This window comes from Paenibacillus turicensis, from assembly GCF_017873435.1.
Classification (GTDB): Bacteria; Bacillota; Bacilli; order Paenibacillales; family Paenibacillaceae; genus Fontibacillus; species Fontibacillus turicensis.
Genome location: NZ_JAGGKG010000016.1, coordinates 1 through 15142 on the forward strand (window position 1 = coordinate 1; position 15142 = coordinate 15142).

The following is a 15142-nucleotide window of genomic DNA, read 5'->3' on the forward strand; positions in this document are numbered from 1 at the left end:
TTCTTACATGACTTCTCCAACTGCCATTCTGTCAATGAATGAAAACCTGAGAACGAGTGAGCAAACAAGAGAAAATATTAATTTATAGTGGGAGGCACACAATATCGTATGCCCCTTGTTTTTTCTTTTATATTAATTGGCTTTTTTATTTGGATTGCAGAAAATATCGCTACTTATTTCGCAGCATGGCAATACCCAAATCAAGCGACAGCGTGGAGCTTAGTTCATATTGGCAAGGTCAGCTCGTGGCTATTATTAGTTATTGTCAGCTTTCTCATTGTTGCTACATTAAAGCAGGTAAAGGAAACTAAGAAGTTAAATTAGATTCTAGATTATTTTCCGCCAACAGAGGCCAATGTGGTTTTGTAGTTTCTGATTTTAGCCATTAATGCCTGATTTACATCATAAGAGGGATCATCCACTTCATTATTAAATTGCCATGTGAAATCACCATTATCTAATCGTCCAGCTTGAGTGGTCACGACTTGCTCCACCTCACCTACAGGATGAATTGCAGCTACAGACACACCAGTATCCAGCTTAGTATCAAAGTTGTTGTATGGTGTTCCCCCTTTTAAGGTGACGAATTCACTTGGGACAACCTCATTTCGAGCCCCAGCCAAATACGCATCAAAGGAAGTGGCATGGGGTTGTGCTGTATCACTCTCCACATTTGCATAAATAAGGTTTACCGCATCCACAATTTTATTATCAAAAGCTTTAATCATGCCACCCTGCTCACCTGAAAAGGTTCCTTTACCTACCGCATCCGTCCCTTGTAGGGAGCTTAGCATTGGATATTTAGTATTTCTAAAATAGTTGGATTCTACAAACGCCGAAGCTCCTGTGGTTACACCTACACCGTACTTTGAAACACCATCGTAAAAGTTGTTATATACATGCACCGAAGCTACTCTTATCCGAGGATGACGGGAATCTGAATGATCAAACCAGTTATGATGGAAGGTAACAAAAAATTCAGCACTTTCACTCAAGCCCACCAATGCTGCTTTACCAGAGTCCCAATAGTGATTATAGGATAGGGTAATATAGGAGGAGCCTTTTTTTAAATCTGTAGAGCCATCGCCCTTCACTTGGTCAGCATCACTACCTGCGGAGCCATAAAATAGATCGTTATGATGGACCCATACATTGGCATTGCCTGTATCCATTGAAATGCCGTCATCAGGGAATAACATAAACCCGATATTTCTGACCTCAACATTACCTACATATCGAAGCAACATCCCCCAACCATAAGCGTAGGCATCATCCCCAATACCCTCAATGGTTGTGTTCATTTCTGAGTAGCTGGATTTTCCTTTTAGCTCAAGATAACCACTGCTATTAAGCTGTCCCTGCATATCCTGTGCCGTAATTTGGCCAATTAGTCTAACCGCAAGTGGGGTTTGATCGTAACCTTTTTGTCGTAGCTTCAAAATTTCTCCGAGCCCTACGCCTGTCTGTGTTTTTCCTTTATTATTTACAATGACATCCAGTGTTACTGTGTGCGCAGTATCAGAGGTGATGTAAAGCACTTGTGCATCCTGCTTCAAGGTTCCATCTTCATTGTACGCACCAGAGCCTGTTCCATAGGGGGAGTCAGATGAAAAGGCGAACCCAGAGCGATCATGTGCGACGACAGAAATTGGATTAGAAATGACACTTTCTACCAATCCATCCGCAAATGTAGCTTCTACTTTTAAAACATAGTCTCCAGCGGAAAGTCCAACTGCATCAGCTCTCCAATACGAAGGATATTTTCTAATTAGTTCATTATCAATTTGGCGATAAGCACCCTCTGACTGTCCTACACCTTTTACGTATACCGTGTATTGTTCTACATTACTCATAGGTAGCCACTTAACGTAAGCGGTTTCATTCCAACCCGCTTCAGAAACAATCGTGAGTCCAGCCGCAGAAGCTGATGAGGGTTGGAGCCCCCCTAAGAACAATGACAATACTAAAGGGAACATGAGGAGTATGCTCATCCTCTTAATTATTTTCTTTTTCATTATAATCCTCCTAAATTTTTTTAGTATGATACGTTGAATTTAAGATCGTTAATTTATGTTTAGTAAACAACAAAACTCCTTTCTTACAATTTTTATTATATTATTAATGAATTTCTAAAATATAACATACACATCAAATTATTTCCTGTAATTATTTTACTAAAAATACCTATAAATTAATTTATTAACAATGTATAAAGCACTATTTTTTCAAAAAAAAGATTTCATTACATTTACAATAAGCATTATTATTTTTGTTTTTGAATAAGGTAGCAAAAATTGACTGTATTTTCCTTGTATGAAATGATGGGATTGGGTGATCGAGATGGATGAACAAAACAATAAATTTATACATCAATTAACAGATCCAACTAATGAAAATAGAGGTGGCGCGCGAAACGGAGCGGGACGAAAGCCAATTGGGATAACACGAAAGATTTCTTTAACGTTACCGCAAACGTGCTGGGAGGAAATTGACCGACTTTGTAAGCGGGGTGACTATTCCATTTCTGAGATTTTAAGATCCATTATTGAAGACCAGCTTCATAATGCTGATCAATTGTAATAGAGATAGAAAAACTGGAATTGAATTACTTGATAAACACAGTGATGAATTATAGGAGGGACAACAATGGAACAGGGCTATATCGATGTGCAAGAAGGCAAGCTTTTTTTCACTCATTCAGGGAATGGCGATCCTATTATTTTTATCCATGGTAATTTTAACGATCACCATATTTGGGATGAACAAATTGAATTCTTTTCCCCACACTACCATACAATTCGGTATGATTTAAGAGGATATGGAGAGTCTAGCACGCCCGAACATCCCTTTACATACGTAGAAGATTTAAAGACATTAGTGGACACGCTTCAGCTTGCAAATATTATCTTGGTAGGTTCCTCTATGGGTGGTGGGATCGCACTTGATTTTGCATTAACGTACCCTCAGCTCGTACGATCACTTGTCTTGGTTGCACCTACGATTAGTGGCGCTTTCTATCCGCTTAGCATCAGCTTTCATGGCATCAAAAATTACATGAACACTTCCTTCAAAGGTAGCACCAAAGCGATCGAGACATTTATACGAAATCCGTTCTGGGATTATATTTTCCCCTCTTCTACAAAAAAAGAAGCTCGAAAAAAAGTGATGGATAATGTAAGAAACCCCAATAATTTTTGTCGATTCCCGCCTAAGCTGATTACTGAAACTAAGCCGTCTGCGATTCATCGCCTACATGAAATTGGAGTCCCAATCCAAATTATAATCGGTGATGACGATCATGCGTTTAACAAAAAAAATGCTGCCCTTTTGAGTAATAAGTTAAATTTGGCGACTAAAATTGAGATGGCAGGTTGTGGGCATCTGCCTTTTGTTGAGGAACCGCAGCAATTTAATTCCCTCGTTTCTAATTTCCTGAACCAGTTAGGCTAATCCACTCCATTTGGATCATAAATATGATGTCCGAAAACCGCTAGTTTAAAAAATAAAACATGATATACTAACAAACTACAAAGGTTTCTTTTTGTATTTATTTATCAAATGGAGTGATCGCATGGAAACGATGATACCGCAACCGCCTTTTAACAATAACATGTATTATCAAGCTTTTATCGCTCATGATGCTCGCTTTGATGGACGAATTTATATGGGTGTGTCCTCCACTGGTATTTATTGTCGGCCTGTGTGTCGTGTAAAAAAACCGAAGGAGCAAAATTGCACCTTCTATCCAAGTGCGGCAGCAGCAGAAGTCGCTGGGTTCAGACCATGCCTTCGGTGCAGACCTGAATTAGCACCAGGATTTGCCCCTATTGATGCTAGCGTCCAGCTCTCTCAACGAGCCAAGCATCTCATTGAAGACGAAGGTTTTTATGGAGGGAGCTTAGCAGGCATTGCAGAGCAATTAAGTATTACAGATAGACACCTGCGACGTGCATTTGCTTTAGAGTATGGTGTTTCACCCGTACAATATTTACAAACATATCGACTTTTATTGGCTAAAAACTTACTAACAGATACCCATCTGCCCATTACAGATGTAGCATTTACGGCAGGGTTTGGAAGTGTGCGACGTTTTAATGAGGTATTTAAAGAACATTATCGCATGTCCCCCTCCCTACTAAGAAAAGAACAGCAACAAGATGATGTTCCTCTAAATCAGGAGAGCATTACACTTTTACTTGGCTATCGCCCACCTTATTTATGGAGCAATATTCTTCATTTCCTCGCTAGCCGAGCGATAAGTGGCGTTGAGGTTGTAGCCGAGCAAGCTTACTCTCGAACCGTCGTTATTTCTCATCATCAACAACTTTATCGGGGATGGCTCTCTGTTAGACAGCTTGAACATAAAAATTCGTTAGCAGTCACAGTGTCAGGCTCATTGTTGCCCGTCTTGTCTAAAGTGCTTGCCAGAGTTAAACATTTATTTGACCTTTACTGTGATCCTGTAGAAGTTTATGAACAACTTAAAAATATGAATGAAATTAAATCAGGGATGTGTGTTGTAGGGACAAGGCTCCCTGGTTGCTTTGATCCATTTGAGATGGCTGTTCGGGCTATTCTTGGACAACAAATCACGGTGAAAGCAGCACAAACGTTAGCTAACCGTATCGTTGCCACCTATGGGACAGTTGCCTCCACGCCTATATCCGATTTAACGCATTATTTTCCGACACCTGAAGAAATCTGTAGCTTAGAACCTCCGATTGAAAATCATCTAGGTGCACTTGGTGTGACGGGCGTGCGTGCAAGGTCTATTTTGGCGTTAGCGACTGCCATTATGCAGGGTGAAATTGACTTAACTCGCAACAGTGATCCTGAAGTGCAAATGAAGAGATTGCTACAGCTCCCGGGGTTTGGCCCTTGGACCGTACAATATGTTGCAATGAGAGCATTAGGCTGGCCTGACGCATTTCCACATACAGATTATGGGGTTAAAAAAGCGCTGGAGCCCTACACTCCAAAGGAAATTTTGAATCTTGCAGAGCAGTGGCGACCTTGGCGATCGTACGCGACGATTAACTTATGGAATTCATTATGAAGGGGATAAGATATGAATAACGTTCAAGCACAGGCAAAGCAAGCTAATCAACCTACCCAAGTTCAATATGTAAAGGAGTATCGTTCCCCCATCGGAATGTTCACGTTAGCTAGTGACGGAGAGCATTTGACTGGATTATGGCTAAAGGGACAAAAATATTTTGGAGCTACACTAGAGAATGAAGAAATTGATAAAAAATGTGAAACAGACGAAACAGGCGGCGTAATCCGTAAAGTAGGTGAAGTAGACGATTTAGCGGACAAACTCCCGTTATTTCACCTCGTTGAGCAATGGCTAGATGCCTATTTCCAAGGGAAACAGCCTGAACTATCCTTGCCTTTAGCGCCAAAAGGTAGCCCGTTTCGACAAGACGTATGGGATATTTTATGCCAAATCCCGTATGGTGAGGTGATAACCTATGGGGACATTGCTAAAAAAATGGCGCAAAAACTAGGGAAAGACACCATGTCTGCGCAAGCAATTGGTGGTGCAGTGGGACATAATCCGATTTCCATCATTATTCCTTGTCACCGTGTCGTTGGGGCAAATGGAAGCCTAACTGGTTATGCAGGTGGGATTGAAAATAAAATTAAGTTGTTGGAGTTAGAGCAGGTAGACCTGACACGTTTCTCGATACCTACTAGAGGGAGTGCACTTTAGCAAGCAAAGTTTATATCTCTTATACCTTTCATAGCCCTCACAATCCCTTTAATTAGCACAACCACCCTAATTTCATTACAACCAGGGTGGTTAATGTTCAGCAAATTATTTATTTCTCTTATGCTTCACTTTTTTTCACAATAATAGAGATAAAATTAATATACTGATTTAATCCTTTGTTAAAAAACTGCTGATCTCTCATGGCGTACTCATGCTGTGTATCAAACCAGTCCTGCCACGCCTCTTCAAAGGTATGCATCTCTTCAATTTGTACCGATTCCATGCTATCACTATGACCAATTAGCTGCGCCCATTGGTTCACTGTTAGGAAATTGCTAATTTCCTCTCCACACCATTCCTTCACTAGATCAGGCTCTTGGCCCTCAAATTGCTGCTTCATCCCTGGTATTGCGATAAGTACATATCCACCTGGTTTAATTAAACTCAGTATTTTTTGTTCAAAAAAGCGCTCTCCAGTTCCAAAATAATGATACGCATCTATGCAAACTAAGAGATCAAAATATTCATTTGAAAATGGCAGATCGTTTGCATTCGCATGAATTGGAATGATAAGCTCCTCCACGCCCCATGATTTAAATCTATTATAATTATCGCTTGCAGAAATCCATAAATCTGTGGCAAACACAGTTGCTTCCTGCTCCTTAGCAAAATAAAGAGAGTTTAACCCATTCCCACATCCTAAATCCAATATACGTAGTCCCTTTTTACCCATATCCAAATTAGTTAATAGCTCTTCCAACAGCATAAGCGTATTGGGTCCCATCATATTAAGGTCCTTTTTGCTTATATCATAGTAGAACTGACTTAATGTATTACTCATGTCTTACTCCTTTCCATAATTGAGCCCTGTTTTACTTGTTATGATAATTTTAATTTAGAAAATAAAGGAATTAAAGGTAAAATTATTTTTAGCTCATTTTTTATTGCTAAATAACCCCCAATCAATATGATAAAAACGAGGCTGGGACATAACTCATTATAATGTTGTTAAAGTCGAATATTAGCTACTTCATTTAAAAGCTTACAAATGATTAAAACCCGAACTATGACGGAATTCAATTAGAATTCCGTCATAGTTCGGGTTTTTCATTAGCTGAAATGCTTTTTTCTTAGCCTCCATTTTATAGAGTCTATCTAAAACCAAATGATACTAATTAGCTTTTTATATAAAAATATCTTTTCCAATTAAGTATAATGTTTACATTTAGTATAGATTATGCTATCTTTATCAAAGTAATATTTACCAATTATTTTAAGGGAGTGATCTTTTGAAGAATTTTAGAGTTACTATTTTAACACTAGTAATGGCACTATTATTCACTTCAACATCATTTGCTATTGACAATGATTTACAAACAAAACAGTATAGTAAAGAAATTAACACAATGTCATTACAGGAATTGAATACTTTCAAAAAGGAAATTTATGAACTAAATGATAAACAATTCAATCAATTTATAGTAAAATATTTGAAAAATAATACGGATTATGAACAAGTGAAAAAAGAATTAGCAAAACTTGATGTAGAAATTACAGTTCCTAAATTAACAACTAATTCTATAAGTCCCATGTATACTGAAGCGTACAATGCAAACTTATGGGTAACCTCTGCTAAAAGAGGTGGTGAATCTTTTTATAGACTAATTGCCTATTACGGGTTTGATAAAGGGTATGCTGAATGGAATCCTGCAACATATGATGTAATTGGGGTATATTGGAATAAAAATGCAGCTAGTTTTTATTCTTATGAAAATTCCTCAGATGAACATAATAGTTTAAAATCAGCACAAAACAAAAGTGAAGGACTACTCTTATTTAATGCTTATGATTCTAAAATGGCTTCTGGAGTAGATTTTTATGTAGCCGCATACGTTACAAAGAAGAATAATACGAATATAGATTTTGGTGCTGACTGGACACACACCTATAGTACAAAATCGACATCATCATCTGGCTCAGCCAAAGTAGACTTCGGTGGAAATGGTATTGTAGGAGGTTCTATAGGTTACACAGTTACAACCTCAACTAATGAAAGTTCTTGGCAAATTTCAGATGTGAACACAATTATAGTAAAATAATCTCCTAAAACGAGTTGTGACAATTCGCAACTCGTTTTCAATATTTGGAGGAAAAATGAAAAAAACTATCATACTATTACTTATATTAATTTTTATGACATCCTGTCAGGCTCAAAAAGATACTACTAACTTCGATTCTCAACATTACGCTTTAATTCATAATCTTTTTTATGAACAATATTCTAAACAAATTTCATTCTTAAAAAATATCTTAAGCGATTTATTAATCCAAAATGATGATTTTACTTACTTACATGGGGAACTCAATGGTTACTCACAACAGGTGAATGTATTTTACGTTATCAACAGAAATAAAAATCCAATTACAGATAAAGCTATTTCTCCAGAAATTTATGAAGAAATATTCGCAATCATTAATCAAACTGATCTATTACTCAGCAAAATAAAAGAATTAGTTAAATCAAATGAAAAACTCTCTGTATTTTCTGACCATAAGCCTCTTGTTTTATCTATAGTGAATCAATTAAAGGATATAAATATCTCGGTGGAAAACCAAAATGAAAAAGAGTTACAGAAATATAAAGCTCAACTAATAGAACTTGATAATGATATACAAAAGCTAATTAGTTTAATGTAATGTAAGCCTACCATTACTTACTATATATGAGGCTGGGACATAACTCATTTTAATGTTGTTAAAGTCGAATAATAGCTACTTCATGTAAGCATTACAGATGATTAAAACCCGAACTATAACGGAATTCAAATAGAATTCCATAAAATAGTTCGGGTTTTTCATTAGCTGAAATGCTTTTGTCCCATTTTGTCCCAGCCTTATTCGCTAAGCACACTGACTTATTTTTATTTCTTCTCCACTAACAAGTTATAAATAATATCCAACTGCTTCTCCACTGAAATGGGGTCACTAGGTAGAAACTGATCAAAATCTATGTTGTATATGTTGCCTGATTTTCCGGCTGGTGTACTACGAATCAGCTTTTCTACCTTCTTCATATTTTCCTCAGCCCCTTCATTCACAGCCAAAAGCAAATGATCACCAACAAACTGTGGAATGGCTTCGGCTGATATTTCCCATGTTTCCCCGTTAATCACATCGCTTTGGATCTTTTCCGTTGGATTTAAGCCAAGGTACTTATAAATAATGTTGCCACCCATATTTGTATCCCCATAAATAAAAATGTTACCTGGGCGCACATTTAAAATGGTGAAGGTTTCATTTGCACCAATAAGTGGATTAATTTGTGTTTTATACTTTTCTATTTTCGCTGTAAATTCCTTATTCCACCTTGCAGCTTCCTCTTGCTTGCCGAGAATGTCCCCAAACATAGCAACATCCTTAATCGGATCATTATATTGTTCAACGACAATTGTAGGGGCAATCTGACTTAAAGCTTCATAGCCACCTTCCACCGCCTCCGCGAACGGTGCCGTTGTGACGATGAGGTCAGGCTCTAATGAAAGTATTTTTTCTAAGTCTGGCGGAACTCCTACGTCTGTAATATCAGAAACATCACCTAACGATGGGTTGTCCAAAATAAAGGTGGTTGTACCTACTGGCTTGACTCCTAACGTCATCAGCTCCCCTAAATGAAACAAACTGACGACGCGCTGCGGCGCTACAGGAATTGTAGTTGTCCCCTTCAAATGCTTATATTCACGAGTTTCTGCATTTTGCTTATCTGAAGAAGCATCTGCCGTCGTATTGGAATCTGTATTTACATTTGCTGGTGCTTGTGCGGATGAGTTTGCATTTCCTGAATTACTGCTTTGACATGCACTTAAGATTAAAAATGTACAGAGCAGCATCACTGCACCTAAAGTTGGTCTTGAAAATCTAAACATCGATGTGTCCCCTTCCTTATCCCATTGATAATAAGTCTCATTCTCATTATGGGAACTCGGTCTTTTGGAAACAATAGACGATTTTAACAGCTCTAATGGATTATACTGAACCATTTGTCCATGTAACTCACGAAATTGAATGGGTGAGTAGCCTGTGTGCTTTTTAAATAAGCGACTAAAATAATAAACATCACTATACCCTACATTACTAGCTATTTCCCCTAAACGAGCCTCAGTTTTTAATAAAAGCTGCTTTGCTTTATGAATACGCATGTGGATTAAATATTCTATAGGACCCACGCCAAGCTGATTTTTAAATAAACGTGCCAAATAGCTTGTACTACAATTATAAATTCGGGCTAAACGATCAGCCGTAATTGGCTCCTGATAATGGTCCTGCATGTAATGAATGGCTTCGGTTACGATATCCAGTCTATTATTTTGTAAAAATCTTACCCGAATTTGCCGCAACATCTCATGTACAAATGAAAGAAACATGGCTTGAGCCTCTAGCTTATCCAATGGATCATGTTGCTGCCATAGACGATGTATTGTTTTGCACTTTTCGAGTACTGTCAAGGGAATAGTAGGGTTAAACGTATAACTTACTTGAAGATAATCTCGCTCCTCTAACTCAGAGTTCTCACTATGAATAGCTTTATATAAAATAACATAACTAGTACAGGAAGCGCCTGTTGGTAGTTTTATTTGTATCTTTTCGCCTTGTATGCCATGAACAATATGAGTTGCTTCTTCATCCACAGTAACTATGAAAAAGCTTGTTGATGCCACAAAATAGGCTGGGAGTGTGCCATCCTCTATACGATACTGCTTCATATCTATTAATCTAACAGTAGCGCTACTCCATTGTTGGATATAAGCCTCCCAGTTCATAAGTATACCCCCTCTCATTTAACTTTTATTTTTTCTAATAAATGATAAGCTTAATCAAAAAAGTACCAAGTCAACAAAGGCAGTGAAAGCAAAAACGACAAGGACCAAAAAATAAGTTGCTTTCCAGTTACATAATTCAATGTTTAATTTATAATTTTATTACACCATGACTTAGCAGAAAAAGTCACCCTGCGGTCGCTTTTTTAGATTTTAGAAAAGTTATAAAAATTTTATTCCATTTTAGGTGGAACCCGATGTTTCGTTGCTTGCTCAAACCCATACGCAATTTTAATTAATGTCGGTTCACTATATGCTGTCCCCACAAAGGTGATACCTTGAGGTCCTTTTGTAGTGTAACCTCCAGGAGCAATGATCCCACTTGAGGCATACCCACCAGGAACTGTAATGATAGGGTAACCCGCCCTTGCTGCTAAATCAGATCCTTCATCCCCTAAGAACATCAATGCATCTAGCTCGTATGAATTCAACGCATGATCAATTCCTTGTTTTCTAGACAGCTCTATACTTTTGTTTAAGCTATCGATATATTCTTTTTCTTTTAACGTACCACTTGTTTCATTTGACCATATTAAAGTACCTTGCCCATATTTTAATGCCTCTTCTGCATATTTTTCATTATACGCAATGACTTCCTCTAAGGAACGCACGGGTACATCTTCTGATAGTCTTGCCAAGTAAGCATTAAGATCACTCTTAAATTCATATCGCAACACATCCCAATCCCATTGAGCCTTTTCACATGGCATGGAAACAGGATCTATTATCGTCGCACCTGCCTTTTTGAGTACCTGAATTGCCTCTTCAACTATGTTAGCTCTTGCTTCGTCCAAATCTTGATAATAATATCTAGCAATCCCGATTCTAGCCTGTTTTAGAAATTCTACATCTAATAATTCATCATAATTATCAAAGCATTTTTTTACTGTTTGTGTGCATGAAAAATGAGGACTTTGCTCATTCTCCTCTATTAAAGTACTAAGCAAGATAACAGTGTCTTTCACCGTTTTCGTCATAGGTCCAGCTGAGTCTTGGCTATGTGCAAGTGGTATAATTCCAGCTTGACTGATCAAACCTAGCGTTGGCTTTATACCTACAATGTTATTTTGACTTGCAGGGCTAATAATCGATCCCGATGTTTCCGTTCCAACTGCTGCTGCTGCAAAATTAGCTGCTACTGCTACAGCAGGCCCTGAGCTAGAGCCACCCACAAACAGCTCCCCAGGTCCGTATGGATTTAGAACTAAGCCACCTCTTGAACTATAACCTGCCCACATTTCATTAGACATAAAGTTGGCCCATTCTGTCATATTCGCCTTTCCAAGCAAAACAGCACCCGCCGCACGTAATTTAGAAGCAACGACTGAATCCCCAGGTGCAATTGAATCCTTCAAAGCGATTGAACCTGCACTGGTATGCATTTTATCATGAGTATCAATATTATCCTTAAGCAAAATAGGAATCCCATGTAAGAGACCTCGACTCCCCTTTTCCTGCCGCTCCTTATCTAAATTGATAGCGATTTCAATCGCCTCAGGATTTATTTCTAGCACAGCATTTATTTTCCTATTATATTTATTAATTCGTTCTAAGTAGGCTCTAACAATGTCCTCAGAGCGAACATCTCCCGACTCCATCGCTAGTTGCGTACTACTTATATCCGCTTCAATAATCCACTTTTCAATATTCATTTATCATTCACCTCATAAAGTAGTTCCTGTTAATGGAATTTACCCATTTTAAAACTATAATATCGTAGATTTTAAAATTAATTACGGTAGAAATATAATATAATCGTTTTTTACATTAAATACTGGCATCAGGTAGCCTAGCTATACTTTAGGTCTGCTATACTATTCTCTTATCTCAAAATCCTTAGAACCTTTTTAATATAAAAAGGCGTATGCCATGGTGTAATCATAGCGACGCCTTTATAACATGCTTTTATTTTCGAATTGCAACCCTCTGTTGCATCAATAGTCTAGATGATGATTTACGTTAAAGCATTATCCGCTAATCTAAAGAGGCAAAAGTGTCCCGCCGAGCCAGGAATAGTGCCTGTAGCTGTAAGACCTTCACTAAAGGAAACGCTGAATTGTGAGCTATTAATCACTTGTATAGTTGTTCCAACAGGACAAAATGCAACTCGAATAATTGAAATTTGACCAGCATTATCTGAATTTGTAGAGGGTGCAACATAAGCAGCCGTATTTCCATCAATTGTTAGTGAGAAAGATGATTCTGTAATTGCACCACCTTCAAAATTTAACGTTACATTTAAATAATATACACCTGCATTATTAATGGTAAATGTATTAACATTGTCAAATGAAATCCCATTGTTCACCACAGAGACAAAATTTGTCACGAAGTTTTGAGGATCAACCGTTTGTGCTCCAATTGATGCATCTGCAAACGGCTGAAGCAAAGGACTTACTGAGCCCGTGGCTCCTGTTGCGCCAGTTATTCCTGCTTCGCCCGTCGCCCCAGTCGCTCCCGTTGCACCTGTTATCCCTGCTACTCCCGTCGCTCCTGTTGCACCTGCTATTCCTGCTTCGCCCGTTACACCTGTCGCTCCTGTTGCACCCGTTAGACCTGCTACTCCCATAGCTCCTGTTGCACCAGGGTTACCTTGTAACCCACGTTGTCCCGTTGGTCCTTGTAGTCCTTGTATTCCTTGTGGCCCAACAATACCTTGTGATCCAGCAGGACCTTGAATTGCTGAAATTCTTAGCCAATTTGCAATTACAACCTCTATTGCTCTAATTTCAATAATTAATTGATCTTTGTCTGCGCTATCCATATTTTCCTGTAAAATAACAGAAAACATTACATCAAGCAGTTGCTCCAAGTTAGTACCTAGACTTATTGGGGAAAATGGGATTACCTCGGCAGAAACAATTGAAAACTCCAATGACGCTTCTAAACTTGCTCTATTGCCTCTACTTATTCTTATTGTAGGAATTAATGTCTGTAGCTTACGTAGCACTATAATTAAAGCAGAAAGACTAGTTTGACTAGGATTTGCAAAAACCTGAGTAACTGCCCTCTTTAACTCATTAATCAATTCCAAAAGTAACAAGGTCTCATCACCAACAATCATAAAAATTATTAACTTCTTAGCTAGAAGTAATCTTAATATTTGATATTGCCAATATACGCTGATGCCCAAATTATGTTACTAACCTAATAGCATTTCTCTCCTTAAAAACAAAAAGAGAAACCTAAGTTATTTTTATAACCTAGATTTCTCTCGTAATTTAATTTTAAAAGGGATCTATTAACTCCAATATTGCTTCGCAATTTTTTGCCCTTGATTAATTTTAGCCCATTGCTCCGCTTCAGTTAATTCATTACCCCCATCACAGGAAGCAAAACCACATTGATGGGACAGCAACAAGCGATCCTTATCAATAATCGTAGACGCTTCATCTAGCAAACGAAGCACACGATCTTCATCATCCAAGGTATTTGTTTTAGAGGACAACAAGCCTAATACGATCTCGGTGTTTGGCTTATCCTTGAATACTTCAAGCGCTTCTAGGGAACCCGCACGCTCATCATCCCACTCTAGGAAAAAGCGATCATATTTAAGCTGCTTTAAAAATAAATTGGCAATCTTCGCATAAGAGCCGCCCCCCATATTACGGGAGTCATAGTTACCACGGCAGTTATGTGTCCACATTTTCAGCCCTAAGCTATGACCAAAATCAATCACTTGATTGTTTATATCGATAAATTCCGTCGCAAGTGCTTGGACTTCCTCTTGGTTAATATTTTCGCCTGTATATGGAGAATTAGGATTATCATCTGCAAATAGCTCCCATAGGCAGTCATCAAACTGTAGTATTTTCCCGCCAGCCTCTGCAAACTCCGCTACAAACTCCTTATATGCCTTCACTAAGCCTGCTTTAAGCTCTTGTGTAGTTTTATATACAGAATCTGTACCTCCGATATTATCGGACCAAGACAATTCGCCAAAAATATGTGATGGAGATGGCACACATAATTTCGTTTCATGCTCTCCTGCAGCTTCCTGTAATTGTTTGAACACTTTAATAAAATGATGGTTTTTTCCACCTAATTCTCCTGTAATACGAAGCCCGATATCTTTTCGAGTCTCATATTTAGAGCTACCATCGATATCTCTAAAGAAATAACCATGATCAGCAATATAACGCTCCACTCCTTGGAAGCCCCAAACAAAATCCAAATGCCACATCGATTTGGAATGCTCTCCATCTGTAATAATGGATAGATCATGCTCAATCTCTTTTTTTACAACATCCTGAATAGAATGAGCCTCACATTGCTGGTAGCCTTCAAAATCTTGATAAAACGGATATTTAATATCATCCCGGTGCTCAATTTGGGTTTTATATTTTAATAGCTCAGATGGTCTAAGCAAGCTACCTACGATTTGAAATTTATGACTCATTTAAAAAACCTCCCCCAATTTTCCTGTTGCTGCTTCAACATGGTTTGATTGTAGCATGGGAGAGGACACATACCGTAACACGCAAAAGGTATATCTAGTTATAGTTAGAAGCTATAGCTAGATTATAAGATATAAATACTGCTCCTAATTTAA

At 38.0% G+C, this 15142-nt stretch carries 12 protein-coding genes and 1 pseudogene; 7 read left to right on the forward strand and 6 right to left on the reverse strand.

The genetic code is table 11. The annotated features are described in order from the left end of the window. Nucleotides 1-87 precede the first annotated feature (87 nt). Nucleotides 88-324, forward strand: a pseudogene (locus J2Z32_RS15460) (DUF817 family protein); the annotation flags it as partial. 8 nt (nucleotides 325-332) lie between these two features. Here J2Z32_RS15460 and J2Z32_RS15465 read toward each other — a convergent pair. Continuing rightward, nucleotides 333-2015, reverse strand: coding sequence for a pectate lyase family protein (locus J2Z32_RS15465; RefSeq protein ID WP_210090083.1), 1683 nt, complete (start codon nucleotides 2013-2015; stop codon nucleotides 333-335). A gap of 325 nt (nucleotides 2016-2340) precedes the next feature. On the opposite strand from J2Z32_RS15465, the gene J2Z32_RS15470 reads away from it, so the two are divergent. The 4 genes from J2Z32_RS15470 to J2Z32_RS15485 all read left to right on the forward strand — a co-directional run bounded on the left by J2Z32_RS15470 (nucleotide 2341) and on the right by J2Z32_RS15485 (nucleotide 5716). Beyond that, the gene (locus J2Z32_RS15470; protein ID WP_210090084.1) at nucleotides 2341-2580 is read left to right on the forward strand and encodes a ribbon-helix-helix domain-containing protein; all 240 of its coding nucleotides are present in this window, start codon (nucleotides 2341-2343) and stop codon (nucleotides 2578-2580) included. Between the two features lie 66 nt (nucleotides 2581-2646). Next, nucleotides 2647-3450, forward strand: a complete 804-nt coding sequence (locus J2Z32_RS15475; protein ID WP_210090085.1) for an alpha/beta fold hydrolase — start codon at nucleotides 2647-2649, stop codon at nucleotides 3448-3450. Between the two features lie 121 nt (nucleotides 3451-3571). After that, complete coding sequence (locus J2Z32_RS15480; RefSeq protein ID WP_210090086.1) at nucleotides 3572-5056, forward strand: AlkA N-terminal domain-containing protein; 1485 nt, start codon at nucleotides 3572-3574, stop codon at nucleotides 5054-5056. 12 nt (nucleotides 5057-5068) lie between these two features. Beyond that, nucleotides 5069-5716: a methylated-DNA--[protein]-cysteine S-methyltransferase gene (locus J2Z32_RS15485; RefSeq protein WP_210090087.1), complete on the forward strand. Its 648-nt coding sequence runs from the start codon at nucleotides 5069-5071 to the stop codon at nucleotides 5714-5716. A gap of 118 nt (nucleotides 5717-5834) precedes the next feature. Here J2Z32_RS15485 and J2Z32_RS15490 read toward each other — a convergent pair whose 3' ends face one another. Continuing rightward, nucleotides 5835-6557 carry an SAM-dependent methyltransferase gene (locus J2Z32_RS15490; protein ID WP_210090088.1) on the reverse strand — a complete coding sequence of 241 codons (723 nt, stop codon included), beginning with the start codon at nucleotides 6555-6557 and terminating at the stop codon, nucleotides 5835-5837. Nucleotides 6558-7005: 448 nt separating this feature from the next. Between J2Z32_RS15490 and J2Z32_RS15495 the strand changes: the two genes are divergently transcribed. Both J2Z32_RS15495 and J2Z32_RS15500 read left to right on the forward strand, forming a co-directional pair. Continuing rightward, nucleotides 7006-7815: an HMG-box domain-containing protein gene (locus J2Z32_RS15495; protein WP_210090089.1), complete on the forward strand. Its 810-nt coding sequence runs from the start codon at nucleotides 7006-7008 to the stop codon at nucleotides 7813-7815. Nucleotides 7816-7870: 55 nt separating this feature from the next. Continuing rightward, a complete protein-coding gene (locus J2Z32_RS15500) occupies nucleotides 7871-8413 on the forward strand; it encodes a hypothetical protein (protein ID WP_210090090.1) in 543 nt (180 codons plus the stop codon). Between the two features lie 224 nt (nucleotides 8414-8637). Here the strand turns inward: J2Z32_RS15500 and J2Z32_RS15505 are convergent, their stop codons facing one another. From J2Z32_RS15505 to J2Z32_RS15520, 4 genes are all read right to left on the reverse strand, one after another. Continuing rightward, nucleotides 8638-10533, reverse strand: coding sequence for an AraC family transcriptional regulator (locus J2Z32_RS15505; RefSeq protein ID WP_210090091.1), 1896 nt, complete (start codon nucleotides 10531-10533; stop codon nucleotides 8638-8640). Between the two features lie 230 nt (nucleotides 10534-10763). Further along, the gene (locus J2Z32_RS15510; protein WP_210090092.1) at nucleotides 10764-12242 is read right to left on the reverse strand and encodes an amidase family protein; all 1479 of its coding nucleotides are present in this window, start codon (nucleotides 12240-12242) and stop codon (nucleotides 10764-10766) included. Between the two features lie 302 nt (nucleotides 12243-12544). Further along, nucleotides 12545-13654, reverse strand: a complete 1110-nt coding sequence (locus tag J2Z32_RS22585) for a collagen-like repeat preface domain-containing protein (protein WP_280921153.1) — start codon at nucleotides 13652-13654, stop codon at nucleotides 12545-12547. Nucleotides 13655-13831: 177 nt separating this feature from the next. Next, nucleotides 13832-14989, reverse strand: a complete 1158-nt coding sequence (locus J2Z32_RS15520) for a cobalamin-independent methionine synthase II family protein (RefSeq protein WP_210090093.1) — start codon at nucleotides 14987-14989, stop codon at nucleotides 13832-13834. Between the last annotated feature and the right edge of the window lie 153 nt (nucleotides 14990-15142).